This window comes from Inquilinus sp. NPDC058860, from assembly GCF_042743185.1.
Classification (GTDB): Bacteria; Pseudomonadota; Alphaproteobacteria; order DSM-16000; family Inquilinaceae; genus Inquilinus.
Genome location: NZ_JBHYMS010000020.1, coordinates 85,037 through 110,199, shown reverse-complemented (window position 1 = coordinate 110,199; position 25,163 = coordinate 85,037). Strand labels below are relative to the sequence as shown.

23 protein-coding genes are annotated in these 25,163 nt (G+C 70.6%); 8 read left to right on the top strand and 15 right to left on the bottom strand.

The annotated features are described in order from the left end of the window. Positions 1–2: 2 nt before the first annotated feature. Genes ACFW16_RS16305 through ACFW16_RS16290 form a run of 4 tightly spaced genes read right to left on the bottom strand, consistent with a single transcriptional unit; the run spans position 3 to position 6,635 of the window. Positions 3–1,535 carry an ABC transporter substrate-binding protein gene (locus ACFW16_RS16305; protein ID WP_380306768.1) on the bottom strand — a complete coding sequence of 511 codons (1,533 nt, stop codon included), beginning with the start codon at positions 1,533–1,535 and terminating at the stop codon, positions 3–5. 28 nt (positions 1,536–1,563) lie between these two features. Further along, positions 1,564–3,219, bottom strand: coding sequence for a hydantoinase B/oxoprolinase family protein (locus ACFW16_RS16300; protein ID WP_380306766.1), 1,656 nt, complete (start codon positions 3,217–3,219; stop codon positions 1,564–1,566). Then, positions 3,216–5,267: a hydantoinase/oxoprolinase family protein gene (locus ACFW16_RS16295; RefSeq protein WP_380306764.1), complete on the bottom strand. Its 2,052-nt coding sequence runs from the start codon at positions 5,265–5,267 to the stop codon at positions 3,216–3,218. The genes ACFW16_RS16300 and ACFW16_RS16295 overlap by 4 nt, the downstream gene beginning before the upstream one ends. Before the next feature lie 48 nt (positions 5,268–5,315). Then, entirely contained in the window at positions 5,316–6,635 is a 1,320-nt protein-coding gene (locus tag ACFW16_RS16290) for an NAD(P)/FAD-dependent oxidoreductase (RefSeq protein WP_380306762.1), read from the bottom strand. 253 nt (positions 6,636–6,888) lie between these two features. Between ACFW16_RS16290 and ACFW16_RS16285 the strand changes: the two genes are divergently transcribed. Beyond that, positions 6,889–7,791, top strand: a complete 903-nt coding sequence (locus ACFW16_RS16285; protein WP_380306760.1) for a LysR family transcriptional regulator — start codon at positions 6,889–6,891, stop codon at positions 7,789–7,791. A 2-nt stretch (positions 7,792–7,793) separates the two neighbouring features. Here the strand turns inward: ACFW16_RS16285 and ACFW16_RS16280 are convergent, their stop codons facing one another. Further along, positions 7,794–8,732, bottom strand: coding sequence for a nucleoside hydrolase (locus ACFW16_RS16280; protein WP_380306758.1), 939 nt, complete (start codon positions 8,730–8,732; stop codon positions 7,794–7,796). Between the two features lie 80 nt (positions 8,733–8,812). On the opposite strand from ACFW16_RS16280, the gene ACFW16_RS16275 reads away from it, so the two are divergent. The 7 genes from ACFW16_RS16275 (at position 8,813) to ACFW16_RS16245 (ending at position 15,692) form a co-directional block, all read left to right on the top strand. Further along, positions 8,813–9,790: an isopenicillin N synthase family dioxygenase gene (locus tag ACFW16_RS16275; protein ID WP_380306756.1), complete on the top strand. Its 978-nt coding sequence runs from the start codon at positions 8,813–8,815 to the stop codon at positions 9,788–9,790. 263 nt (positions 9,791–10,053) lie between these two features. Then, entirely contained in the window at positions 10,054–11,064 is a 1,011-nt protein-coding gene (locus tag ACFW16_RS16270; protein ID WP_380306754.1) for a PotD/PotF family extracellular solute-binding protein, read from the top strand. Continuing rightward, positions 11,061–12,122: an ABC transporter ATP-binding protein gene (locus ACFW16_RS16265; RefSeq protein ID WP_380306752.1), complete on the top strand. Its 1,062-nt coding sequence runs from the start codon at positions 11,061–11,063 to the stop codon at positions 12,120–12,122. Before ACFW16_RS16270 ends, ACFW16_RS16265 begins: the two co-directional genes overlap by 4 nt. Further along, on the top strand, positions 12,119–12,976 hold the full coding sequence (locus ACFW16_RS16260; RefSeq protein WP_380306750.1) for an ABC transporter permease: 858 nt from the start codon (positions 12,119–12,121) through the stop codon (positions 12,974–12,976). Before ACFW16_RS16265 ends, ACFW16_RS16260 begins: the two co-directional genes overlap by 4 nt. Continuing rightward, positions 12,973–13,764, top strand: coding sequence for an ABC transporter permease (locus tag ACFW16_RS16255; RefSeq protein WP_380306748.1), 792 nt, complete (start codon positions 12,973–12,975; stop codon positions 13,762–13,764). Before ACFW16_RS16260 ends, ACFW16_RS16255 begins: the two co-directional genes overlap by 4 nt. 9 nt (positions 13,765–13,773) lie before the next feature. Beyond that, positions 13,774–14,472: a GntR family transcriptional regulator gene (locus tag ACFW16_RS16250; protein ID WP_380306746.1), complete on the top strand. Its 699-nt coding sequence runs from the start codon at positions 13,774–13,776 to the stop codon at positions 14,470–14,472. Between the two features lie 296 nt (positions 14,473–14,768). Further along, positions 14,769–15,692, top strand: a complete 924-nt coding sequence (locus tag ACFW16_RS16245) for a hypothetical protein (protein WP_380306744.1) — start codon at positions 14,769–14,771, stop codon at positions 15,690–15,692. Between the two features lie 88 nt (positions 15,693–15,780). Here ACFW16_RS16245 and ACFW16_RS16240 read toward each other — a convergent pair whose 3' ends face one another. From ACFW16_RS16240 to ACFW16_RS16195, 10 genes are all read right to left on the bottom strand, one after another. Beyond that, a complete protein-coding gene (locus tag ACFW16_RS16240; RefSeq protein ID WP_380306742.1) occupies positions 15,781–16,419 on the bottom strand; it encodes a class I SAM-dependent methyltransferase in 639 nt (212 codons plus the stop codon). 8 nt (positions 16,420–16,427) lie between these two features. Continuing rightward, positions 16,428–16,832 (bottom strand): DUF1801 domain-containing protein, encoded by a 405-nt coding sequence (locus tag ACFW16_RS16235; protein WP_380306740.1) that lies wholly within the window; start codon positions 16,830–16,832, stop codon positions 16,428–16,430. Positions 16,833–16,861: 29 nt separating this feature from the next. Then, a complete protein-coding gene (locus ACFW16_RS16230; protein WP_380306738.1) occupies positions 16,862–17,335 on the bottom strand; it encodes a DUF1801 domain-containing protein in 474 nt (157 codons plus the stop codon). Positions 17,336–17,582: 247 nt separating this feature from the next. Continuing rightward, entirely contained in the window at positions 17,583–19,355 is a 1,773-nt protein-coding gene (locus ACFW16_RS16225; RefSeq protein WP_380306736.1) for an adenine deaminase, read from the bottom strand. Then, on the bottom strand, positions 19,352–20,287 hold the full coding sequence (locus ACFW16_RS16220; protein WP_380306734.1) for a nucleoside hydrolase: 936 nt from the start codon (positions 20,285–20,287) through the stop codon (positions 19,352–19,354). Before ACFW16_RS16220 ends, ACFW16_RS16225 begins: the two co-directional genes overlap by 4 nt. Beyond that, on the bottom strand, positions 20,284–21,306 hold the full coding sequence (locus tag ACFW16_RS16215; protein ID WP_380306732.1) for an ABC transporter ATP-binding protein: 1,023 nt from the start codon (positions 21,304–21,306) through the stop codon (positions 20,284–20,286). Before ACFW16_RS16215 ends, ACFW16_RS16220 begins: the two co-directional genes overlap by 4 nt. Then, positions 21,299–22,072 (bottom strand): ABC transporter permease, encoded by a 774-nt coding sequence (locus ACFW16_RS16210; protein ID WP_380306730.1) that lies wholly within the window; start codon positions 22,070–22,072, stop codon positions 21,299–21,301. Before ACFW16_RS16210 ends, ACFW16_RS16215 begins: the two co-directional genes overlap by 8 nt. Beyond that, positions 22,072–22,902, bottom strand: a complete 831-nt coding sequence (locus ACFW16_RS16205) for an ABC transporter permease (protein ID WP_380306728.1) — start codon at positions 22,900–22,902, stop codon at positions 22,072–22,074. The genes ACFW16_RS16210 and ACFW16_RS16205 overlap by 1 nt, the downstream gene beginning before the upstream one ends. Positions 22,903–22,914: 12 nt before the next feature. Further along, positions 22,915–23,940 carry a polyamine ABC transporter substrate-binding protein gene (locus tag ACFW16_RS16200; protein ID WP_380306726.1) on the bottom strand — a complete coding sequence of 342 codons (1,026 nt, stop codon included), beginning with the start codon at positions 23,938–23,940 and terminating at the stop codon, positions 22,915–22,917. After that, the gene (locus ACFW16_RS16195) at positions 23,937–24,914 is read right to left on the bottom strand and encodes a LacI family DNA-binding transcriptional regulator (RefSeq protein ID WP_380306724.1); all 978 of its coding nucleotides are present in this window, start codon (positions 24,912–24,914) and stop codon (positions 23,937–23,939) included. Before ACFW16_RS16195 ends, ACFW16_RS16200 begins: the two co-directional genes overlap by 4 nt. Between the last annotated feature and the right edge of the window lie 249 nt (positions 24,915–25,163).

The following is a 25,163-nucleotide window of genomic DNA, read 5'->3' as shown; positions in this document are numbered from 1 at the left end:
CCTCAGGCGAAGAAGGACTGGTCCACGGTGCTGACCGAATAGAAGCTGAGGCCGCCCGGCAGGTTGCGGAAGCCCTGCAGCGCCTTGCGCATGGCGAAGCCCTGGGCCCGGTAGGCCAGCGTCACCATCGGCGCCTGGTCCAGAACCAGCTGGTCGGCCTTGGCGTAGATCTCGCGGCGCTTGGCCGTGTCGAACTCGCCCCGCCCCGCCGCCAGCAGTTCGTTCAGCCCGGGCACGGTGATGCCGGTGCTGCGGATGTAGGACGGCGACAGCGAGGAATCGACGAAGGAGGACAGGCTTTCCGGGTCCGGGCTTTCCATCGCCGTGCCCATCACCGCGAACTCGTACTGGCCGCGATTGCCCAGGCTGACCCGGGTCGGCCAGTCCGGCATGTTGAGCTCCACCTGGATGCCGAGCTCGGCCAGGTTCTGCTGGATCACCTCGGCCGTGCTCTTGTGCATGCCGTATTGCGCGGTCGACAGCAGCGTGCAGGAGAAGCCGTCGGCCACGCCGGCCTCGGCCAGCAGCGCCTTGGCCTTGTCGAGGTCGTAGCGCCAGCCATGCGCAGCGACCTCGTCGTAGAAGGGCGTGCCCGGCGGGAAGGGCAGGCCCTCCAGCGGCGCGCCGCGGCCGAAGAAGGCCGCCTGCACGATCTCGTCGCGCTTGATGCCCAGCGCCACCGCCTTGCGGATGCGCGGATCGGCGAAGGGGCCGGTCCGGCCGTTGAAGGTCAGGTACATGAAGGGGCCGAGCTGGTTGTCCAGCTTCAGGTTCTGGTCGGCCTCGATCGACTGCATCGACTGCCAGGGGACGTAGTCGATCAGGTCGACATCGCCGGCCTGCAGCGCCGCCACCCGCAGGTTCTCGTCCGGATAGGCGACGATTCTGACCGCCTTCAGCTTCGGCAGGCCGGGCTTGTAGTATTTGTCGAAGGCGACGAGGTCGAGCGAGACGCCGCGGTCCTGCGCCTGCAGCACGAAGGGCCCGGCACCGATGCCGAGCGGGTCGTCGGCGGTCGAGTCCTTGGCCACCATCGGCATGTAGTAGTTGGCGAACCAGTGCGGCACGCAGACGGTCGGCTGCTTCATGACCAGGCGCACGGTGCGCTCGTCCGGCGTCTCGACCCGCTCCACCCCCTGCAGCTGGGTGCGCAGATAGGCGGTCGATTTCTCGGCGGCGATCTGCTCGATGTTCCACTGGATGTCGGCGGCGGTGACCGGGGCGCCGTTGTGGAAGAAGGCCTCCCGCAGGCGGAACACCCAGGCCTTGTCGCCCTCCGGCTGCCAGCTCTCGGCCAGCTCGCCCTGCAGCTTGCCCTCCGCGTCGTAGGACAGGAGGCCGCGATGCAGCAGCGCCGAGACGGAGCCCGCGGCGCCGCCGGAATTCACCCAGGGCTGCAGGTTCGGCGGATAGCTGGAGAGGCCGAAGCGCAGCGTGTCCGGCGACGCCTGGCCCCAGGCCGGCAGGCGCAGCGCCGGCAGCACGGCGCCGGCGGCGAGCCCGGTGGCGAGCAATGTGCGACGGGACAAGAGCATGATGACCTCTCCCTGTTTGTTGTCGTGGTCAGAGTGCGGCGCCGTACACCCTCTGCGCCGTTTCCCTGTCGATCCGTCCTTCGGCGACATCGCGCCGGACCGCCTCGGCCGCGCGTCCGGAGGGCGGGCCGTAGCCGCCGGCGCCCGGCGTGATGATCTCGATGACGTCGCCGCGCTTCAGGTCGCCGTTGCCGTGGTCGAACGGCGCGACGCCGGGGCCGAAGACGAAGCCGCCGCGGCCGCCCTCCTGCCCGCCCTCCAGCCCCCAGGGGGAAGAGCGCAGGCGCGAGCCGTCGATATGCACCCGGCAATCGGCCTCGGCCCGGTAGACCCGGCGCAGCCCCATGCCGCCCCGCCGCGTGCCCGGGCCGCCGGAGCCGTCGACCAGCTCGTAGCGCAGCAGGGTCAGCGGATATTCCAGCTCCAACGCCTCGGCCGGCAGGTTCGAGGTGTTGGTCATGTGGACATGGACGCCATCGAGCCCGTCCTTGCCGGCCCGGGCGCCGCTGCCGCCGCCGATGGTCTCGAGATAGACCCAGAGGCCGCCGGTCTTCGGGTCGCGCCCCATGAAGGTGGCGGAGGCGCAGGAGCCGTTGCTGGCCGCGGTCAGCCGCTCCGGCACCGCCTGGGCCAGGGCGCCGTGGATCAGGTCGGCGATGCGCTGGCAGGTCGCCACCCGGCCGTTGACCGCCGCCGGATGGACGCAGTTCAGCACCGTGCCCTCGGGCGCCGTCACCGTCAGCGGCCGCGCCAGCCCGGCATTGGGCAGGATGGTCGGGTCGACCACCGTCTTCACCGCGTAATAGACCGTCGACAGCAGCGCCGTGTAGACGACGTTGAGGCCGCCGCGGACCTGCGGCGGGCTGTCGAAATGCAGCTTCATCTCGTCGCCGGCCACGATGATCTCGACCACGAAGTCGAGCTCGCCGTCCAGCTCCGGATTGTCGAAACGATCGGCGAAGCGGTAGGTGCCGTCCGGGATCGCGGCGATGCCGGCGCGCATCTTGCGCTCGGCATAATCCTGCAGCGCGGCGCCGGCCGCGAGCACGACGTCGACGCCGTATTTGGCGCAGAGCGCCGTCATCCGCTGCACGCCGAGGCGGTTGGCCGCCATCTGCGCCCGCAAGTCGGACAGGCGCTCGCGCGGGACCTGGCAGTTCAGCAGCACCAGTTCCTGCACATCGGCCTTCAACTGGCCGGCGCGATAGAGCCGGATCGGCGGGATCCGGATCCCCTCCTGGTAGATATGGGCGTGGCCGCGGTCGGCGAAGTCGGCGTGATGGGCGGTGTTGACCGCCCAGGCCACCATCCGCCCGTCGACGAAGATCGGCTCCGCCAGCACGATGTCGGGCAGATGGGTGCCGCCGCCCTCATAGGCGTCGTTGCCGATGAACACGTCGCCCGGCCGCATCCGGTCGAGCGGATGGCGCTTCATGATGTGCGGGATGATGCCGATGAAGCTGCCGAGATGCATCGGGATGTGCTCGGCCTGGCACAGCGTGTTGCCGGCCAGGTCGAACAGGGCGGTCGAGCAGTCGCGCCGCTCCTTGATGTTGGTCGAGTAGCTGGCCCGGACCAGCGCCTCCCCCATCTCCTCCGCGATCGAGGCGAAGGCGCTGCCGATGACCTCGACCGTGATCGGGTCGAGCGCGGCCTCGCGGCGCTCGGGGACGGCGACGCTCATCGGACCTCCAGGACCAGGTTGAGATAGGGTTCGACATGGGCCGTCATGCCGGGAAGGATGACGGTGGTGCTGTCCATCTGCTCGACCACGGCCGGGCCGGCGATGCGGTTGCCGGGCTTGAGTTGGGCGCGGTCATAGACCGGGCAGGACACCCAGCCCCCCGCCTCCGGCAGCCAGACCTCGCGCGCACCGGTGACGGCATGCCCGGCCTCCGGCCCGGCATCGGGCTGCGGCTGGAAGCTGGCCTTGGTGACGACGCCCGCGGCCTCGACCCGGAAGGTGACCAGCTGCACCGGCTCGCCGGCGGCGACGAAGCCGTATTGCCGCTCATGCGCCTTGGCGAAGCCGGCGGCCAGGGCCTCCAGCGTTGCCGGCCCGACCGGCCCGTCCGGCAGCGCCACCGGCAGCTCGTAGTTCTGGCCGGCATAGCGCATGTCGACCGTGCGGGTGATCCGCCGGGCGCCCTGCGGCACTTCCTCCTGCGCGAACCACTCCTCGGCCCGGACCAGCAGCCCGTCGAAGGCGGCCCCGACCGCGGGCAGCGCCGCCGGGTCCAGCGTGGTCAGCCGGGTGGCGGCGAAATCGGCGCGCAGATCGGTCAGCAGCAATCCCATGGCGCAGAGGATCCCCGGAGTCTGCGGCACCAGGATCCGGCCGATGTCGAGCTCCTTGGCCATGCGGGCGGCGTGCAGCGGCCCGGCGCCGCCGAAGGCCATCAGCGTGTAGTCGCGCGGGTCGTGGCCGCGCTGCACGCTGATGACGCGGATCGCCTTGGCCATGTTGGCGGTGACGACGGTGAGAATGCCCTGCGCCGTCTCCATCGGCCCGAGGCCCAGCCGCTGCGCCAGCCGGCCGATCGCGGCCTCCGCCAGGTCGCGGCGCACCGCCATGCGGCCGCCCAGCAGCGACACCGGGTTCAGCGTCTGCAGCACGACATTGGCATCGGTCACCGTCGGCTCGTCATTGCCGTGGCCGTAGCAGACCGGCCCGGGAAAGGCGCCTGCGCTGCGCGGCCCGACCTTGAGCAGCCCGCCGCTGTCGACGTAAGCGATCGAGCCGCCCCCCGCCCCGACCGTGTGGATGTCCAGCATCGGCGCCTTGATCGGATAGCCATGCACCACCGCCTCCCCCGCCAGCCGGCACTGGCCACCGGCCAGCAGCGCGACATCGGTGCTGGTGCCGCCCATGTCGAAGGTGATCAGGTCCGGGAAGCCGGCGACCGCCCCGATCGCCTGGGCCGCGACCACGCCGGTGCTGGGCCCGGACAGGACGGTGCGGACCGGCAGCCGCGCCGCCGTCTCGAAGCTGATGACGCCGCCATTCGACTGGGTCAGCCGCGGCGCCGCCTTGACCCCGATCTCCGACAGCCGCTGTCCCAGCCGCTCGATATAGCCGCGCATCACCGGGCCGAGATAGGCGTTCACCACCGTGGTCGAGACCCGCTCGTATTCGCGGAACTCCGGCGCCACGCCGTGCGAGGCGCAGGCGAAGGCCTCCGGGAACTCCTCGGCCAGGATGCGCAGCGCCGTCTCCTCGTGCTCGCTGCGGACGAAGCCGTAGAGGAAGCTGACCGCCACCGCCTCGACCCCGGCCGCGCGCAGGTCGCGCACCGCCCGGCGCAGCGCCGCCTCGTCCAGCGGGGTCTCGACCGTCCCGTCGTGGCGGATGCGCTCCGGGATGTCGATGCGCAGGTCGCGGCTGACCAGCGTCTCCGGCTTGTCGGCCTGCAGGTCGTACAGGTCCGGACGCTTCTGCCGGCCGATCTCCAGCAGGTCGCGGAAGCCGTCGGTGGTCAGCAGGCCGGTGCGAACGCCGCGATGCTGGATCAGCGCGTTGGTGCCGACCGTGGTGCCGTGGCCGAAATAGCCGATCGCGCCCGGTTCGGCGCCGACCCGGGCCGCCCCCTCCTCCACCCCCTGGACGATGCCGCGGGACGGGTCGTCCGGGGTCGAGGAGACCTTCCAGACGTCGAGCCGCCCGCTCGCGTCGTCGAACAGGCAGACGTCGGTGAACGTCCCGCCGGAATCCACGCCAATGCGCCAAGCCATGCGAGGTGACCTCACGAAACCGAAGAACGAGAAACCATGGCGCTCCTCCTAGGCCGCAGCCCGCAGCGGGGCCTTGGCGAAGCGCGCGTAGCGGAACGGGGCCGGGTCGACGACCGGGGCGTCGCCGGCCACCAGGTCGGCCATCAGCCGGCCGGCACCGGGGCCGATGCCGAAGCCGTGGCCGGAGAAGCCGCTGGCGATGAAGAAGCCGGGCACCGCGTCGACCGCGGAGATCACCGGCACCGCGTCCGGCGTGACGTCGACCAGCCCGGCCCAGCGCTCCTGCACCACCATGCGCTCGAAGGCGGGGAAGGCCTTGACCAGGTTGGCGCGGCCCTCGTCGAGGATGCCGTCATCCGGCACCGGGTCCAGCACCCGCACCTGCTCGAAGGGCGTGGCCTGGTCCAGGGCCCAGCGGCGCGCCAGGCGCCATTCCTCGATGAAGCGGCGGCCGATGCGCAGCCGCAGCTCGTGCCGCTGCTTGCGCAGCGCCGGCAGGAAGTCGAAGAACAACCGGAAGCTGTCCGGCACGATCGGCGCCAGGTTGGCGTTGCGCTGGGCGATGGTGTAGCCGCCGTCGAGCCGCTTGCGGAAGGCGAAGTTCGACGCCCCCACCGCCTCCTCCGGCCCGCCCTCCAGCGGCGCGGTGCGCATGACGCAGCCGAGGATCTTCAGCTGCGGGAAGGCCAGGTCCATGTTGCCGCAGAACGGCCGCGACCAGGCGCCGCCGGCCAGCACCACCGCGTCGCAGGCGATCGGCCCTTTCTCGGTGACCACGCCGGCGACCCGCCCGGCCGTGGTCTCGATGCCGCGCACGGCGCAGCCGGTCAGCACCGCCGCGCCCCGCCGGCGCGCCGCCTCGGCGATGGCGGGGGCGGCCTTCTGCGGCTCGGCCCGGCCGTCGCTCGGGGTGTAGAGGGCCGCCGGCCAGCGCCGCGCGGCACCCGGCAGCAGCCGGGCGATCTCGTCGCCGTCGACCAGCCGGGAGTCGAGCTGGAACTGGCGGGCGTGCTCCAGCCAGGCCTCGTGCTGGGCGATGTCCTGCGGCGTCTCGCAGAGATAGAGGATGCCGCTCTTGCGGAAGCCGGTCTCGGCCTCGACCCGCGCGTTCATCCCCTCCCACAGGCGCAGGCTTTCGATCGCCAGCGGCAGCTCGGACGGGTCGCGCCCCATCTTGCGGCACCAGCCCCAGTTGCGGCTGGACTGCTCGCCGCCGATGCGGCCCTTCTCGCACAGGGCGACCGACAGGCCCTTCTCGGCCAGGGACAGCGCGGTCGCGGCGCCGACGATGCCGCCGCCGACCACGACCACGTCGACCCTGGCCGGCAGGGCGGCGTCGGAGGCGACCGGATCAACCGGCGGCGACATCGATGCCCATTCCGACCGCGCAGCCGAACGCCATGACGCGTCTCCCGACGTCGTGAACCGAAGCCTTCCCGTGTCCGCAGGGCGGACCCCGTGCCGTTTTCCGGCACGTATTCGTGGCCCTGCGCTCGAATTCTTGATCCGGCGGTGCCTCGCCCGCCCGGTGATCGCGAAACGATGCTAGGCAGCCCCGCGCCGTCATGGAAAATTCATTTAATCGAGCTTTCCATTCCGAATTGGAATGAGCAGGGACGCCATGCACAAGATCAAGATCCGGCACCTCGAGACCCTGATGGTGTTCATGAAGACCGGGTCGGTCACCGAGGCTGCGGCGGCCCTGGGCACGACCCAGCCGAATGCCAGCAAATCGCTGAAGCAGCTGGAGGATTCGATCGGCATCGCGCTGTTCCAGCGCAGCGGCGGCCGGCTGCAGCCGACGCCGGAAGCCGAGATCCTGTTCACCCATGCGGCCCGGCTGATGGAGGAGCTGGCCTTCTTCGAGAGCCTGTCGGTCGACCTAGCGCGGCTGAAGAGCGGCTTCGTCCAGGTCGCCACGCTCGCCACTTTCGGCGTGGCCCTGCTGCCGCTGGTGGTCGAGGCCTTCAACGCCCGCCACCCGGAGGTGTTCGTCCAGATCGATATCCTCGATTCCGACAAGATCCATTCCTTCGTCAGCCGCGGCAACTACGACCTCGGCCTGGTCCATCATCCGAGCCAGGAGATGGACCTGATGGCGCAGACGCTGCGCACCGGGTCGATGGTCTGCATCATGCCGCCGGCGCATCCGCTGGCGCGGCACGGTGAGATCAAGGCGGCCGACCTGGCCGGCCTGCCGCTGATCACCTATCCGAAGACCCTGCCCTTCGGCGCCGCGATCGCCAAGACGCTGGCCGACGAGGGCGTGCAGATCCGCAACCCGCTCTCGGCCAACCACAGCCATGTGGTGCGCAAGCTGGTCGAGCGCGGCCGCGGCCTGGCCCTGGTCGACGAGTACTCGGTCTGGGACGCGGCGGCGGCGCCCGGCATCGCCGTGCGGCCCTTCACGCCGCGCATCCCGGTCTCGATCGGCCTGATCGTGCCCAAGCGGCGGCCGCTGTCGCTGGCCGCGCAGGCCTTCCTCGCGGCACTGCAGGACGCGCTGGCCGCGCCGCCGCTGTAGCGTCAGCCCAGCCGGGCCAGGCGCTCGAGCATCCGCCCGTAGAAGGCCGGCGCATCGCATCCGGTCAGCCACATGCCATTGGCAGGACGGCCGGAGATGCCCCACCAGTCGACCACGGTCATGCCGAGGGTCAGCGGTGATGCCGTCTCGATCTCGATGTTGCAGCGCCGGCCGGTGAACAGATCCGGCCACAGCAGGTACCCGACCGCCAGCGCGTCGTGCAGCGGCCGGGTGGCGGTGCCGTATTTCTCGTTCCCGAAGCGCTGGAAGAACCGCATCATCCCGGCGCCGGCGGCCCCGACGCGGGTGCCCAGCGCCTCCAGATCGGTGATCCAGCTGTCCGGCGTCGGTGCCGCATAGGTGCAGTCGATCGGCACGGCGACGAGGTCGATGCCGGCGCCGAACACGATGGCGGCGGCCTCCGGGTCGACCAGGATGTTGAACTCCGCTGCCGGGGACATGTTGCCGCCCTGGAAGAAGCCGCCGCCCATCAGCACGATGCGGCGGATCTTGCGGGCGATCGCCGGGCAGCGGCGCAGCGCCATGGCGACGTTGGTCAGGGGACCGACCGGCACCAGGGTGGTGGCGCCATCCGGCCGGGCCAGCAGCGTCTCGACCATCCAGTCAACCGCGTGGCCGGGCTCCGGCGGCCGCGCCGGGGCCGGGAAATCCCAGCCGTCCAGGCCGGACTTGCCGTGCACCTCCTCGGCGAAGCGGGCGGGCCGCAGCAGCGGCCGCTCGCAGCCGGCCCGCACCGGGATCTCCGATCGTCCTGCCAGTTCCACCACCCGCCGGGCGTTCGCGGCGGTGACCGCGACCGGGACGTTGCCGGCGACGGTGGTCAGGCCGAGGACCTCGAGCTCCGGCGACGCCAGCGCCAGCAGGATGGCGAAGGCGTCGTCCTGCCCCGGATCGGTGTCGATGATGATGGCTTCGGCCAAACTCGCCTCCTTGCTTGTCAGAAAAATGTATACAGAAATGAGTTTCTGTATACAGATATCCCAAACAGGGGAGCTTGCGCATGGGTCGGGGAGAATTCTCGAACATCCCGGTGCTGGACGTGTCGCCGCTGCGCGGCGGCGCCAGGCCGGAAGATCGGGCCGGCACGGTGGCCGAGCTGCGCCGGACGCTGGAGACCATCGGCTTCGTCTATCTGGCCGATCACGGCGTGCCGGCGGAACTGGGCGAGCGGCTGCACCGGCTGTCGGTGAAGTTCCACGACCTGCCGGCCGAGGCCAAGCTGCGCATCCGCATGAACGGCGCGCATCGCGGCTACATGCCGTTCAGCACCTCGACCATCGTCACCTCTTCCGTCGCCAACGTCACCAAGCCGAACCAGAGCGAATCCCTGATGGTGATGCACGACGTGGCGGAGGACGACCCGGCGCTGGGCGAGCCGCTGCAGGGCCCGAACCAGTGGCCGGCGGAGATCCCGGAGCTGCGGCAGGCGGCGCTCGACTACATGCGGGCGATGTCGGCCCTGGGCCGCGACATGGCGGTGGCGATCGCCGAGGCGCTGGGCCTGCCGCCGACCTACTTCCTGCCGCATTTCGACCGCCCCACCCTCTTCCTCCGCCTGCTGCACTATCCGGAGCAGCGGCGCGAGGAAGGGCTGTTCGGGTCGGCCCCGCACACCGATTACGGCTTCATCACCCTGCTGGCGCAGGATTCGGTCGGCGGGCTCGAGGTCCGCAACCGTGCCGGCGACTGGATCCCGGCGCCGCCGATCCCGACCACCTTCGTGATGAATGTCGGCGACATCCTGGCGCGCTGGTCGAACGACCGCTTCGCCTCGACCCCGCACCGGGTGCTCAACCTGAGCGGCCGCGAGCGCTATTCCCAGCCCTTCTTCTACGACCCGTCGATGGATTCGGTGGTTGACTGCCCCGCCGCCATCCTGGCGCCGGGCGAGGCGCCGCGCCACCCGCCGGTGCGCTACGGCGACTATCTCCTGGATCGGCTGAACAAGAACTACGAATACCGCAAGAAGGCGTCCTGAGAGACCGTTTGGAAATGCGCTGGTGTGAGTCGGCTGGTGGTGGTTTCGAGAACCGGCGCGCAGCGGACGTTTGGGTCCGTGAGCACCGGAAGCGGAGAAACCGCCTCCAGACGGCCGCACCAGTAGCGTTTCCAAATGGTCTCGGAGAACGCCAAGGGACCCGGCAGAGGTCCCGCGGGGAGGCGCCGCCCGGGTCGGCGGTCCACAGCGAGGCCACGAACAGCGGAGATTGAGACATGCAGCCCACTCGACGGCAGGTTGTCATGGCATGCGCGGCCCTGATGGGCCCGGCCATGCTGCGTTTCCCGGCCCTGGCGGCCGCGGCGCAGGAGCTGGTGATCACCACCTATGGCGGGGTCTGGGAGGCGTTCTGGCGCAAGAGCCTGGTGCCTGCCTTCGAGACCTCGACCGGTGCCAAGACCAAGCTCGACATCGGCTTCGGCCGCACCTTCACCTCGACCCTGCGCGCAGCCGGCAAGGACCAGCCGCCCTATTCCATGGTGATGATGAACGAGGTCTTCGCCTCGCTGCTGCGCAAGGAGGGGTATTTCGAGAAGTTCGACCTCTCGCTGGTGCCTCACTACAAGGATCTGTACCCGATCGCCCAGACCGGCGACGGCTGGGCCGCGGTCGGCATGATCTCGCCGCTCGGCCTCGGCTACCGCACCGACCTGGTGCAGACCCCGCCGAAATCCTGGAAAGACCTGTGGACCAACCCGGAGTTCCAGGGCCGCATCGGCCTCTACAACATCGTCAATTCGGCCGGCAAGGCGATGGTGATGCTGACCGGCAAGCTGTTCGGCAGCGGCCCGCAGGACCTGGACAAGGCCTATGAGAAGCTGGGCGAGCTGGCCCCCGTGCTGCAGACCGACTTCAACATGTCGACCCTGATGTCGACCGGCGAGATCGTGGTCGCGCCCTACGACTTCGGCGAGATCGCGCGGCTGAAGCACCAGGGGCTGCCGGTCGACTGCATCGTGCCGGAGGAAGGCCTGCTGATGTGGGACCAGACCTTCAGCATCTGCGCCAACGCCCCGGCGCGGGAGCTGGCGTACAAATACATCGACTTCATCCTGTCGCCCGAGACCCAGCTGATGCTGGCGCGGGAGTTCTTCGTCTCCCCGGTCAACCGCACGGTCGAGGTGCCGGAGGATTTGCGCGCCGACGTGCCGGTCTATGGCGAGCAGATGAGCCGCATCCTCGCCTGGGACTGGGATTGGGTGAACGCCAATGCCACCGAGATGACGGAACGCTGGAACCGGACCTTCCAGTGACCGAAGTCGTCATTTCAGAGCTGACCCGCAGCTTCGGCGCGGCCCGCGCGGTCGACCGGCTGTCGCTGTCGATCGCAAGCGGCGAGTTCGTCTCGCTGCTGGGCCCGTCGGGCTGCGGCAAGACCACCACGCTGAAGCTGATCGCGGGATTCGAGGAGGCCGAGCACGGCAGCATCGCCTTCGACGGGCGCGACGTCTCGGCCCTGCCGCCGGAGCGGCGGGACATCGGCATGGTGTTCCAGTCCTACGCCCTGTTCCCGCACATGACCGTGGCCCGCAACCTGGCCTTCGGACTGGAGATGCGCAAGGTCGGCCGGGCCGAGACCGCAACCCGTGTCGCCCGGGTGCTGGAGATGGTGCAGCTGCGCGGGATGGAGGAGCGCTACCCGCGCGAGCTGAGCGGCGGCCAGCAGCAGCGCGTCGCCCTGGCCCGGGCGCTGGTGATCGAGCCGAGCATCCTGCTGCTGGATGAGCCGCTGGCCAACCTGGACGCCCGGCTGCGCGACGAGATGCGGGTGTTCATCCGCGACCTGCAGCGGCGGGTCGGCATCACCACCATCTACGTCACCCACGACCAGGCCGAGGCGATGACCATGTCCGACCGCGTCGTGGTGATGTTCGGCGGCCGCATCACCCAGGCCGGAGCGCCCGAAGCGATCTACGAGCGGCCGGCCGATGCCAGGGTGGCGAGCTTCGTCGGCCAAGCCAACCTGCTGCCCGGCATCGTCGTGGCCAACGGCGCCGACGCCAAGATCCGGACCGTGTTCGGCGACTGCGCCGCCGACGGGCTGAACGGTACCGCCCCGGGCGCTTCGGTCCGGGCCCTGCTGCGGCCAGAGGCCATCACCCTGGCCCCGGCCGGGATCAGCACCACGGCCACGGAGGGCGTGGTCGAGGGCCGCTATTATCTGGGAGCCATGGTCAACTACCGCATCCGGCTGCCGGACGGCAGCGATGTCGAGGCCCACAGCCTGACCCAGACCCGCTTCGCCGAGGGGCAGCGCGTGGCGGTGCGGCCGCCCGCCGCCCCGCTCTGGGTCGTGCCGGAGGCGCCATGACCGCCCGGCGCAAACGGCTGCCCTGGACCTGGCTGCTGATCGCACCGGCGGCGGTGCTGCTCGGCGTGTTCCTGCTGGTGCCCTATCTCAACATCGTGCTGATGAGCTTCCGGCCGCCGGCCACCGGCGCGCCCTACGGGCCGGGACTGACGCTCGGCAACTACCAGCGCGCCCTGACCGACGGCTACTACCTGAGCCAGCTCGGCAGCACGCTGTGGATCGCGATGCTGACCACCGCGGCGACGCTCTTGGTCGGCTTCCCGGTCGCCTGGCAGCTGGCCCGCAGCCGGTCGCGATGGCGCCCGGTGCTGTACGGCATCGTGCTGTCGCCGCTGCTGGTCGGGATCGTGGTCCGCAGCTTCGGCTGGACCATCCTGCTCGGCAACAACGGCGTGATCAACAAGGCGGCCCGGTCGCTCGGCCTGACCCTGACGCCGCTGCCCTTGATGTACAACACGCTCGGCATCGTCATCGCCCTGACCCATGTCTTCCTGCCCTTCATGATCCTGCCGGTCATGGCGGCGCTGCAGACCATCGACCCGGCGCTGGAGGCGGCGGGGCGGTCGCTCGGTGCCACGCGGCGGGTGGCGTTCCGGCGCATCGTGCTGCCGCTGGCCCTGCCCGGGATCCAGTCCGGCTGCATCCTGGTCTTCGTGCTGGCGCTCAGCGCCTATGTCACACCCGTGCTGATCGGCGGCATGCGGGTGAAGACCATGACCCTGACCGTGGTCGACACCCTGACCGACGCCTTCCAGTGGCCGCTGGGCTCGGCGCTGGCGCTGATGCTCAGCGTCGCCGGCGGGCTCTGCGTCGTGCTGTTCGCCCGGGCCACGCGGATGCGGTGGGCGGCATGAAGCAGCGGCGGCCGATCCTGTTCCCGATCTTCTGCGGCCTGGTCTACGCCTTCCTGCTGGCGCCGATCCTGGTCGTCGTCGGTGCCTCCTTCAGCGCCGGCGCCTTCCTGGCCTTCCCGCCGCAGGGCCTGTCGCTGCGCTGGTACGAGGCGTTCTTCGGCAACGAGGTGTTCGTCACCGCGATCTGGACCTCGCTGCAGGTCGCCACCATCGCGACCCTGGTGTCCGCCGCGATCGGCACCGCCGCCGCGCTGTACCACGCCCGCCATGCCGGCCGGGCGAAGGAGGCGATCCGCATCGCCGTGCTGGCGCCGCTGCTGCTGCCCGAGGTGCTGACGGCGATCGCGCTCCTGTTCTTCTTCTATGCGATCGGCATCGGCACCCGGAACCTGGTGGCGCTGGTCACCGGCCATGTGCTGATCACCCTGCCCTTCGTGTTCATGAACGTCTCGGCCTCGCTGCAGGGCTTCGACCGGTCGTGGGAGCTGGCGGCGCGCAGCCTCGGCGCCCGGCCGTGGCGGGTGTTCGTGCGCATCACCCTGCCGCTGATCAAGCCGGGGCTGATCGGCGGCTGCCTGTTCGCCTTCATCATCTCCTTCGACACCTTCGCGATCTCGTTCCTGCTGAAGGACGTCGGCACCTCGACCCTGCCGATCCAGCTGTTCGATTATCTTCGCCTGAACTTCACGCCGGAGGCCGCGGCCGTCTCCACCATCAGCATCGTCATGACGCTGCTGGTCGTGGTGGTGACCGAGAAGGTCCTCGGCCTCAAGGTCCAGAGGTTCTGACCCGCGACCATGGAGACCGCCATCCCGGACGAAGACGGCGGCACCCCGCGCCGGCCGGTGCTGTCGCAGACGGTGCTCGCCTTCCTCGAGCGCAAGATCATCCTGCGCGAGCTGCCCCCCGGCGCCAAGCTGGTGGAGGAGGAGCTGTGCGAGCGCTACGGCATCAGCCGGTCGCCGGTGCGCGAGGCGCTGCGGCTGCTGGAGGGCACCGGGCTGGTGATCCGCCGGCCGCGCCAGGGCGTGCGGGTGGCGCCGATGTCGCTGGCCGACCTGGACCAGATCTATTCCTGCCGGGTGAAGCTGGAGGCGCTGGCGGCGGAGGGCGCGGCCCGGTCGGCCAATCCGGTCGCGGTCGCCGGCGAGCTCTCGGTCGCCCTCGCCGCCATGCGGTCGGCGCTGGAGGCCGGCGACGTCGAGCGCTGCTTCGACGCCAATGTCGCGCTGACCGAGACGCTGCACGAGGCCTCGGGCAACGCCGTGCTGCAGCGGCTGCTGGCGATCGTGCAGAGGCCGGCGCTGCGCTATCGCCACCTGGCCTATGGCGTGTCGGCGGAGATGACTGCGATCGCGATCGAGGCCAACCAGCAGATGATCGACGCCATCCGCCGCGGCGACGCCCCGGCCGCCGGCCGGGTCACCGCCGGGCTGGTCGAGGCCGCCTGGCAGATCGTCCGCGCGGCGCTGTCCTCGACCATCGGCAAGCGCTGACGGATCGCCGCATCGGGCGCTCGCGGAGGCCTGCCGCCTGAACCTGCCCCAATGGAATCTGGACTCATCGATTGGTGCCGTCTGGACCTATGCGCAGGGCATCTGGACTCATCGATCGGCCCGACCTGGACCTATTCGCATAACAGGATAGGCAGATAAGCTTGGCTTCCTATCCGCAAAGGATCGCCGGCACCGCGACGGGAGCGTGGCCGTGCCGGACGAACGAGCGGGTCATTGAGGCGGGCAGCCTTGGCTTTGGGTTGCCCGGAAATTCATAGACGAGAGGAGAATTGGAGATGACGGATAACGAGATCCAGACCGGCACCGCGGGTGGCGGCACCTACTCCTTCAACACACCCGGCACATGGCCGATCCGCGTCGTGCCGAGCACCCCGGGCGCCACGGTCACGAGCATCAGCGTGGTGGCCGGCGGCGCGGCGGGCGGCGTCGGCACCCACGGCCCTGCAGCCGGCCAGGGAGCGCAGGTCTACGCCACGATCCCCGTGACCTCGGACTGGGGGCAGCCGCCGTACCTGCTGTATGTCCAGGTCGGGGGGCAGGGCGGCGGGGGCGGCAACGGCGGCCCCGGCGGCTACAACGGCGGCGGCACCGGCGGGCAGGCCCATCACGACGGGGCCGGAGGGGGCGGTGGCGGCCGCTCGGACATCCTGCTGATGCCGTCGGGCCAGTCGGGCCCGCCGGGCCAGTACATCATCTTCGCCGGCGGCGGCGGCGGCAGTGGCCTCGGATGCAGTGGCGGAACGGGAGGAACCGGCGGCAGCAGCGGCCAGAACGGCGCGAATGGCAACCCCGGCAAGCAGAGCAACGGCAGCACCACCTGCAACGGCGGTCAGGGAGCCGTCGGGGCCACCCCCGGTGCCGGCGGAACGGCCGTCATCAGCGACAATCCGTCCACCGGGAAGACCGGCAGCCCTCCGCCTGACGGCACCGGGGGCGCCGGCTGGGGGACCTCGTACAACCACGGGATCGGGGGCGGCGGCGGGGGCGGTGGCTATGCCGGAGGCGGCGGTGGCGCCGGCGTGGACGACGGCGTGATCTTCTCGGGCCCGAATGCCGGCGGCGGGGGCGGTGGCGGCGGCTCCAGCTTCGTGCCCGTCCTCAACCAGTCGAACCCGCCGACCGGCATCCAATACGATTACGGCGTGGTCAACGGCAACGGCTTCGTCAACTTCACGATCAATGAGGCGGGCAACAGCTGATCGGCGGCGGCTTCCCGCCCGGGGCCGCGTCACGGCGCGGCCCTTTTTTTCGCGCCTGCCGGCTCAACAATCGGATTCACAGGAGGCTTCACCGCTTCCTTGCCACGAGGAACGGCCGCAAATCCTTGCCGCGCGAGGCATGGCGCCCGCGCTCGATGATCTCGAACCCCGCCGCCGCGATCTCGCGCTCCAGGTCCTTCGCGCCGAAGACGCTCACATAGGGGGCCTTGCCGACGAGCTGCATCAGGGGCAGGACGATGCGCATCATCGGGTTCGCGTCGCCGACGCACGGCGTCTTGGAAATGAAAATCCCGTCCGGCTTCAGCATCCGATGGACGTTTCTCAGGGCGGCCTCCCGCGCCGCCACCAGATGCAGGATGTTGAACCCCAGGGCGACGTCGAAGGTCCGGTCCGGGCAGGCCATCGCATCGGGCGTCGCGACCTGGAAATCGGCATTGGCGCATCCCGCGGCTTCGGCCCTCCCGCGGGCGATCGCGATCATCTCGCCCGATATGTCGGTCGCCACGATGCGCCCGACGGCAGATGCGAGCCCGAGCGCCGTCGTCCCCGTGCCGCACCCGAATTCGAAGACCGCATCGCCGCCCTTGAGATAGTGCCGCGTGCGCTCCAGCGTGCGCTCGTAGCCCGCCAGATCCGCGATCGGATCGGCGGCGTATCTGCCCGCGGCCCGGTCCCAGAAGCGCGCATCATTCGCGATCTGCGGCATGGTGGGCCTCAGCCGCGCTTTCTCTTCGCCTGCGCCGAAAGGTTCAAGGCCACGGCAGCGCGGATGAGATCCTTCAACGCCGCCTCGTCGATCTCGTCGCCCTCGCGGATATCGACGGCGCGCCTGGTGTTGCCGTCGAGGCTCGAGTTGAATAGGCCGGACGGGTCGGCCAGCGACGCGCCCTTGGCGAAGGTCAGCTTCACCACCGCCTTGTAGGTCTCGCCGGTGCAGATGATGCCGGCATGCGACCACACCGGAACCCCTCGCCACTTCCACTCCTCGACCACCTCGGGGTCGGCCTGCCTGATCAGGGCCCGGACCCGGGCCAGCGTCTCGCCCCGCCAGTCCCCCAGCTCCTCGATCCTCGCATCGATGAGCCGGGAGGGAGAGGCTTCTGCCGTCGCTGCATTCATTGCTGTCGCTCCCATCTCCCGCCGGCCGCTCACATCTTCTCGCCGGGCAGCTCGCTGGCCTGCTTCACCCAGGCGCAGAATTGGGCTTCGTCGAGTGGCTCGTCCTCGCGGATGTCGAGGTAGCGCACCTCCTTCTGCTTGGACGTGCCGGGCGGGAGAGGCTGCAGCGACGCGCCGCGGAAGAACGCCACCTTGATGTATTTCGTGAAGCAATGGATGCCGAGGAACCAGGTCTTCTCCTCCACCCCGTACATCGGCGAGTTCCACTTGACCGCCTTGCGCACGCCCGGGACGGTGCGCTCGATCAGCGCGTCGAGGCGGCGCCCGACCTCGCTTTTCCAGCCCGGCATGGCCGCGATATAGGCCTGCACGGGCTCGTCGCCGTAGCCCTTCGCGATCTGCGGGTTGCCGCCCGAGAGCAGGACCGGCGCCGCCGCCGGTTCCGTCGCCTTCGGCTTGCGCGGCTTGGCGGCCTTCGCCTTGGCGGCTTTCGTGTCGGTCATGGCGCTCCCCTCGCTGACAGACAGGTCGCCGAGAATACTTCGATTCCCGCCGATGTCGACCGGCTCAGCCCACCGCCGCAGGGCAATCGGATGAGAGGCCGAACCAGGTTCTGCTTGTTATCTCCTGTCATTGCCGGGCTTGACCCGGCAATCCAGGGGCCACCCAGAGCGGCTTCGACATTCCCTGGATGCCCGGGTCAAGCCCGGGCATGACAGGAAATGGGCAGATGTTCCTTCACCCGATTGCTCAGCCCGCGGCCGCGAGCGGGCGGATCTCGCCGGTAGTGCCGTCGGTCAGGCCGAGATCGGTGACATGCGGCCCGGGGTTGCAGGCCAGGCTGGCGCCGACCACCGCCTTGAAGGTGCGGTAGGGCGGCTGCCAGTCGACGATCCGGTCGGCCGCCGCCTTCACCGCGGCGAAATCGGCCGCCACCTCCACCGCCGGCGCGTCGGACAGGAGGCCGCAGACCGGCAGCGCCACCTGCGCGGTCACGGCGCCGCCCTCGGCCACCGCCATGCCGCCGCCGGCCGCGATCACCGCATTGGCCGCCGCCGTCATGTCGGCCGGGTCGCGGCCGAACACGGTCAGGTTGTGGCTGTCGTGGGAGATCGTGGTGGCCAGCGCGCCGCGCCAATGCCCCCAATCGTCCAGGATGCCGATCTGCGGCACCGCCGGCCGCCGGCCATGGCGGTGGATCACCGCCATCAGGATCCTGTCCTCCGGCAGCACCACCGCGCCGTCCTTCACCTCGACCGCGAGGTCGCGCCATTCGGTGAAGCGCGGCCGGAAGATCGAATTGACCACGGCCGTGCCGCGCCCCGGCAGGCGGAGGACGAAGTCGTCGGCGGTCAGCGGCGGCACCTTCACCGTGTCGCGGAAGACGTCCGCCGGTCGGCCGAGCGGCCCCGCGGTCAGGCGCCCCTCGGCCGCGACCTCGCGGCCCGAGGCGAAGACCCGCTCGACCCCCAGCGTCTCCAGCCCGTCGAGCACGACCAGGTCGGCGCGGCGGCCGGGCGCGACCAGGCCGAGGTCGCGGCGACCGAGCCGCATCGCCGCGTTCAGCGTCGCCGCCCGGATCGCGTCGACCGGGCGCATGCCGTAGCGGATCAGGCGCCGCAGCACGTCGGCAATGCCGCCGACGGCGACCAGGTCGTCCGGAAAGATGTCGTCGGTGCAGAGGGTCAGGGTCTGCGGCAGATGCGGCAGGGTCGCCAGCGCCTGGACCGCGCCGGGCAGGACATAGTCGTGCGACCCGCGCAGCTCGACGGTGAAGCCGGCGCGCAGCTTGGCCAGCAGGTCATCGCCCGAGGTGATCTCGTGGTCCGACTGGATGCCGGCGGCGGCGAAGCCCTGCAGCGACGCCCCCTCCAGCCCGCGGGCATGGCCGCAGACCAGCTTGCCGCTGGCGAGGCCGGCGGCGACCACGCCCTGCATCGGCTCGCTGCGGTCCAGCACGCCGCGCATGTTCATCACCTCGGCGACGCCGGCGATCTCCGGCCAGCGCAGCATCTCCGCCATCTCGCCGCCGCCGAACTCGGCGCCCGCCACCTCCAGCCCCGGCGCCGAGGGCACGCAGGACGGGGCGAGCGTCAGGATCCGCAGCGGCAGCCCCTGCCCGGCCTCGACCGCCCAGCGCACCCCCGCCAGGCCGGCGACGTTGCCGACCTCGTGCGGGTCCCAGCAGATCGTGGTCGTGCCCTGCGGCACCACCACCTCGGCATAGCGCCGCGGCGTCACCATCGAGCTTTCGATGTGCAGATGCGTGTCGATCAGCCCGGGCGCGACGAAGCGGCCGGCGGCGTCGACCACCCGCCCGGCGTCGCCGCGGCTGCCGGGGGCGTGCACGCTGGCGACCAGCGGCCCGACCAGCCCGATATCGGCGGCGCGGACCTCCGAGGTCGCGACGTCGACGAGGCTCGCGCCGGTGATCAGCACGTCGAAGGGCTCGAGCCCGCGGGCCGCGCGCACGGCGCGGTCGCGCAGGCCGGGATCGTCGAGGTCATACGGTTCGCGGGTCATGGCTGGACCTTCGGTTGGGCGGCGCGCTCCAGCGCGCCGAGCGCCATCGTCCGGATGCGCTCCACATCCGGCACGGTGGCGATGTCGGCATTGGCGGCGGCCTTGCGCGGCACCCGCCATTCGATGACGGTCATGCCGCGGGTCAGGCGGCCGGACAGCTCGGCATCCAGCCGGGCCGGGCGGAATCCCATCGTCGCCGGCTCGATCCAGGCCGCGGCTGCCACCGGGTCGTAGAGCGGATGCGGCACCCCGGGCTGGCCGATGCGGGCATAGCCCTCCAGCAGGTCGGTCAGCACCGCGGCGCGGTCGCCGCCGACGGCCCGCAGCGTGCCGGCATCGGCCACCGAGACCGTGACCGGCCGGCAGGCGTCGAGCCCGACCATGGCGATGCGGACCCCGGCATCGATCACCGCCTGGATCGCCTCCGGGTCGACCGCGGCGTTGAACTCGGCCGTGGCCGTGTGGTTGCCGGGGCCGGCGCTGCCGCCCATCCAGACCAGCCGGATCCGCGCGGCCAGGTCGGGCCGGGCGATCACCAGGGCGGCGATGTTGGTCAGCGGGCCCAGCGCCAGGATCTCGGAGCCGCCCTCCTCCAGGTACCGGGCCAGGGCCGGCAGCGCCGGCTCCCCCGACAGGGGCGTGTCCGCCTCGGGCAAGCTGCGCCCGACGGTCGGCATGGCACCGTCGCCGAGAGCATAGGCGGCGGTGACGAGCTCGCCGAGCAGCGGCCGGTCGCGGCCGGGGTGGATCGGCATCGCCCAGCCGAAGAAGGCGGCGGCGTCGCGGGTGTTCTGCGCCACCCGGTCGAGCGGCGCGTTGCCGGCGACCAGCGACAGGCCGGCGATCGCGATATCCGGCGCATCCGCCACCATGGCGATGGCGACGACGTCGTCGAAGCCCATATCGGTGTCGATCCAGACCCGGCGCATCATGCCCGCTCCATCACCGCCGCCGTCGCCAGCGGCAGGTCGAAGGCGATCTCCGCCCCCGCCTCGTGCCGCGGCGCGGCGGCCGGCACCTCGGCCTTGATCGGCCCCGCCGGCGTCTCCAGCAGGTATTCGACGGTCTGGCCGAGATAGGAGACGCCGCGCACCCGGCCGCGATGCGGGCCGGCGCCCAGCGCCACCGCCTGCGGCCGCCAGCCCAGCGCCCTGGCCGCCGCCGGCAAGGCGAAGCCCGGCGCCAGGCTGCCGCCGGCCGTGGCCAGCCTGCCCTCCTCCACCGCGAAGGTGTTCTCGAAGCCCATGAAGCGGGCGACGAAGGGCGAGCGCGGCGCCTCGTAGATCTCGTCCGGCCGGCCCATCTGCTCGATCTGGCCGGCGCGCATGACGATGATCCGGTCGGCCAGGGCCAGCGCCTCGGCCTGGTCGTGGGTGACGTAGATCATGGTGATGCCGAGCTCGCGCTGCAGCCGGCTCAGCTCGCTGCGCATCTCCAGCCGCAACCGGGCGTCGAGATTGGACAGCGGCTCGTCCAGGAGCAGCAGCTGCGGCTCGACCACGATCGACCTGGCCAAAGCGACGCGCTGCTGCTGGCCGCCGGACAGGGCCTTGGGCAGGCGCTGGGCGAAGCCGGTCAAGCCGACATTGGCCAGCGCCGCGCCGACCCGGCTGGTGATCTCCGCCTCCGGCAGCTTCTTCAGCCGCAGGCCGAAGGCGACGTTCTCGGCCACCGTCAGATGCGGGAACAGGGCGTAGGACTGGAACACCAGCCCGACGCCGCGCCTGTTGGCCGGCACCCGGGTGATGTCGCGCCCGGCCAGGGTGATCCGCCCGCCGGCCGGCGCCATCAGCCCGGCGATGGCACGCATCGTCGTGGTCTTGCCGCAGCCGGAGGGGCCGAGCAGCGCCACCAGCTCGCCGCGCCGGATCGACACGGTCAGCCGGTCGACCGCGACCTGGCCGTGATAGGCCAGCGTCAGCCCGTCGATATCGAGGAAAGCGTCAGACATAGCGGGACAGCCCCAGCAGGCGTTCGGCGACCAGCACGATGGCCAGCGACATCAGCGCCAGCAGGCCCGACAGCGCGGCCACTGACGGGTCGTAGTTGAATTCCATGTAGAACATCATATCGATCGGCAGCGTCGACACCCCGGGTCCGGACAGGAACAGCGACACCGGCACCTGGTTGAAGGAGGTGACGAAGCCGATGACGAAGGCGGCCATGATGCCGTTGCGGATGTTCGGCAGCACCACCCGGAAGAAGGCCCCGGCCCGGCTGGCGCCGAGCAGCACCGCCGCCTCCTCCATGTCGACCCGCAGGTTCTTCAGGCTGGCCGAGGTGATGCGCACGGCATAGGGCACCAAGAGGGCCGTGTGGGCGACGAACAGCGCGGCGATGACCGGGATGCCGGCCGGGATGACCAGGTGCCGCAGCAGCGCCAGGCCGACGATGATGCCGGGCACGATGATCGGCGCCGTGACCACGCCGCGCACCGCCTCGCGACCCGGCAGCTCGTACCGCTCCAGCGCATAGGCGGCGGGAATGCCCAGCAGCAGCGCCGCCCCGGTGGCGCCGAGGCCGAGCGTCATCGACAGGGCGAAGCTGGAGCGGAAGCTCTCGACCTCGAACACGGTCTCGACCCAGCGCAGCGACAGGGCCGGCGGCGGGAAGGCCAGGGTCTCGCCGGCGGACAGGCCGGCGATGCAGATCAGGAGGAACGGGCCGATCAGGAACACCATCACGGCGGCGAGCAGGGTGTGGCCGGCGATCCGCATCAGCCGGCCCTCCGCCGCGCCGTGGCCAGCCGCTTCAGGCCGCTATGGGTCAGGATGCTCATGCCGATCAGGATCACGGCGATGACCCCGGCGGCGGCATAGTCGTTGGCGACCGAGACGCGCTGGTACATCAGCGTCTCCAGCATCAGCACCTTGGAGCCGCCGAGGATCGCCGGGGTGACATAGGCGGTCAGCGAGCCGACGAAGACCAACGTGCCGCCGACCACCAGCCCCTCGCGGGTCAGCGGCAAGAGGATGCGCCGGAACACCGTCCACCAGGAGGCGCCGAGCACCCGCGCCGCGGGCACCACGTCGGCCGGCAGGTTCTCCAGCGCGCTGACCAGCGGCAGCACCATCAGCGGGAAGAACAGCTGGATCAGGCCGATGAAGATCGCGGTCTCGCTGAACAGGAAGCGGATCGGCTCGTCCGACAGGCCGAGCCGGGTCAGCGCCACATTGACGATGCCGGTCCGGCCGAGGATCACCAGCCAGGCATAGGTCCGCGCCACCGGGGAGATCATCAGCGGCAGCACCAGCAGGCCGACCAGCTTGCCCTTCACCCCCGGCGAGGCATCGACGATCACCAGCGCCACGGCATAGCCGATCACTGCCGCCACCGCCGTGACCGTGAGCGCCAGGCGGAAGGTGCGGAAGAACACGTCGCGGTTCAGCGGCTTGGCGAAGAACTCGGTGAAGTTCTCCAGCCCCCAGCCGGCGGCCGAATGGAAGCTGCCGGCCAGCAGGATCGCGACCGGCAACAGGAAGCCGACCGCGACGAACAGCGCCGCGGGCGCCGCCAACGCCAGGCCGATGCCTCGCTTCTCGAACATGGGGCCCCGGCCCTACTGCGCGACCTTGGCGTTCCAGCCGGCGACCCAGGCCTCGCGGTTCTCCAGCATCGCCGCGGGTTTGATGAAACTCAGGTTGGCCGCGGTCTCTGCGCCGTAGGTCAGCGCCTCCGCCGTCTCGGCCGGCACCTCGACCGACTTGTTGGCCGGGCTGTCGACCAGGTCCATCGCCAGCCTGGTCTGCACCTCCTGGGACAGCCAGTAGTCGATGAACTTCAGCGCCAGCGCCTCGTTCTTCGTGCCCTTGACCAGGGTCAGCACGTTCATGCCGCCGGTCTGGCCCTCGCTCGGCGTCGCCCATTGGATCGGCAGGTCGAGCTTCTTGATGTTGGCCCAGCCGAAGCGGCCGACCACCGCCGCCAGGATCTCCTCCTGCTCGAACAGCTGCGGGATCTGCGAGCCGCGCTCGTAGAAGGTGACGATGTCCTCGCGATGCGCGGCGATAGCGTCGATCCCGGCCTTCAGGTCGGGCGTGGTGCCGCCTTCGGCCTTGTCGATCATATGGATCGCCAACGGACCCTGGGTGGTGGTGATGTTGGGCAGGGCGATGCGGCCGGCCAGCTCGGACTTGAACAGGTCCTTCCAGCTGGCGATCGACACCTTGTCCGAGCGGTAGACGATGCTGGTCGAGTAGAAGGTGTAGCCGACCGCCAGGTGGCCGCCGAGCGGGTCCTGGGCGAAGTCGTAGAGCGCGCCGTGGTTGGAGAGCTTGGAGACGTCGATCGGCTGAATCAGGTCCTTCTTCGCCGCCTCCAGCGCGTTGAAGTCGGCGATCGCGGCGACGTCGATCACCGGCGCCGCCTTGTTGGCTTCCAGCTTCGCCAGCCGCTCGCTGCTGTTGCCGGTCTCGACCACCAGCTTGCAGCCGCAGCTCGCCTCGAACGGGTCGTAGAGGTCCTTCTTGTAGGCATCCTGCGCGACGCCGTAGACCGAGATGGTCAGGGTCGGCGTCTCGGCGAAGGCGGGCGAGAGGCCGAGAACGGCCAGCGCCGCGCCGGCGGCCATCCGTGTCGTGATCATGAAGCACCCCCTCTCCGGTTGTCGTTGACGTGTCGTGGCCCGGCGGTCGAGGCCCGGAGGACGAGCTCGACCGGGAACAGCTTTGCCCCCTGCCGTTCGCCGGTGGCGACGGCGAGCGCATGGTCGGCGATGGCGGCGAGATCCTGTCGCACGGTGGTCAAGGGCGGCGAGACGATGCGCGCCCACATCAGGTCGTCGAAGCCGGTGACCGAGACGTCCTGCGGCACCCGCACCCCGCGCGCGGCCAGGCCGGTGACGAAGCCGACGGCCAGCGCGTCATAGGCGGCGGCACAGGCGGTGACGCCGGCCAGGTCGACCTCGGCCGCGATCTCCGCCCCCATCTCGAAGCTGGTGACGGAATGCCGGATGCGCGGGGTGATGCCGGCCCGGGCGAAGACCTCGCGCATGCCGTCGGTGCGCTCGCGCGCCACCCTGGAATTCTTGGGCCCGGCCAGCAGCAGGATGTCGCGATGGCCCAGCCCGACCAGGTGGCGGGCGACCTGGCGGCCGCCGTCGCGATGATTGCTGGCCGCCGTGTTGCCGCGTGTGGCGGCGCTGTCGATCACCGCCACCGGCACCGGGATGGCGGCGACGTCGACCGTGGTGCCGCGGGTCGGGATGATCACCAGCGCGTCGATGCCGCGGCCCAGCAGGTTGTCGATCTCCGCCGCCTGCCCCTCCGCCGTGCCCAGGCTGTCGCCGACCAGAACGGCGACGCCTCGGCTCTTGGCGGCGCGCTCGATCGCCTGGGCGAAGATCGGGAACAGCGGCTGGCCGAAATCCGGCACGATCAGGCCGATGGTGGCGCTGCGGCCGGTGCGCAGGGCACGGCCGGCATGGGCCGGGATGTAGCGCAGCTCCGCCGCCAGGGCGCGGATCCGTCCCGCCAGCTCCGGCGACAGCCGCCCTTTGCCGCGCAGCGCGTTCGACACGGTCGCCCGCGACACGCCGAGAGTGCGCGCGAGATCGAGCATGGAGGGCGGCTTGCCGGGCATCCTGGTGTCACGATTAAGCAGGTTGCACGATTAACCATGCGGGACGGCCGCGGCGCAAGCCGAAACGCAGCGGGTCGCGCCCGTGACGAAGGCATCACGTCGCGGCTGCGGCTCCGCAGCGGGTTCGAAACAGACTTGCGTGAAGATCCGATCCGGAATTAGTCTTATTGCGCAGGGGACAGAAGATGCTTCCATCAAATTTCACGATCGCAGGCGAAAGGTGCATGG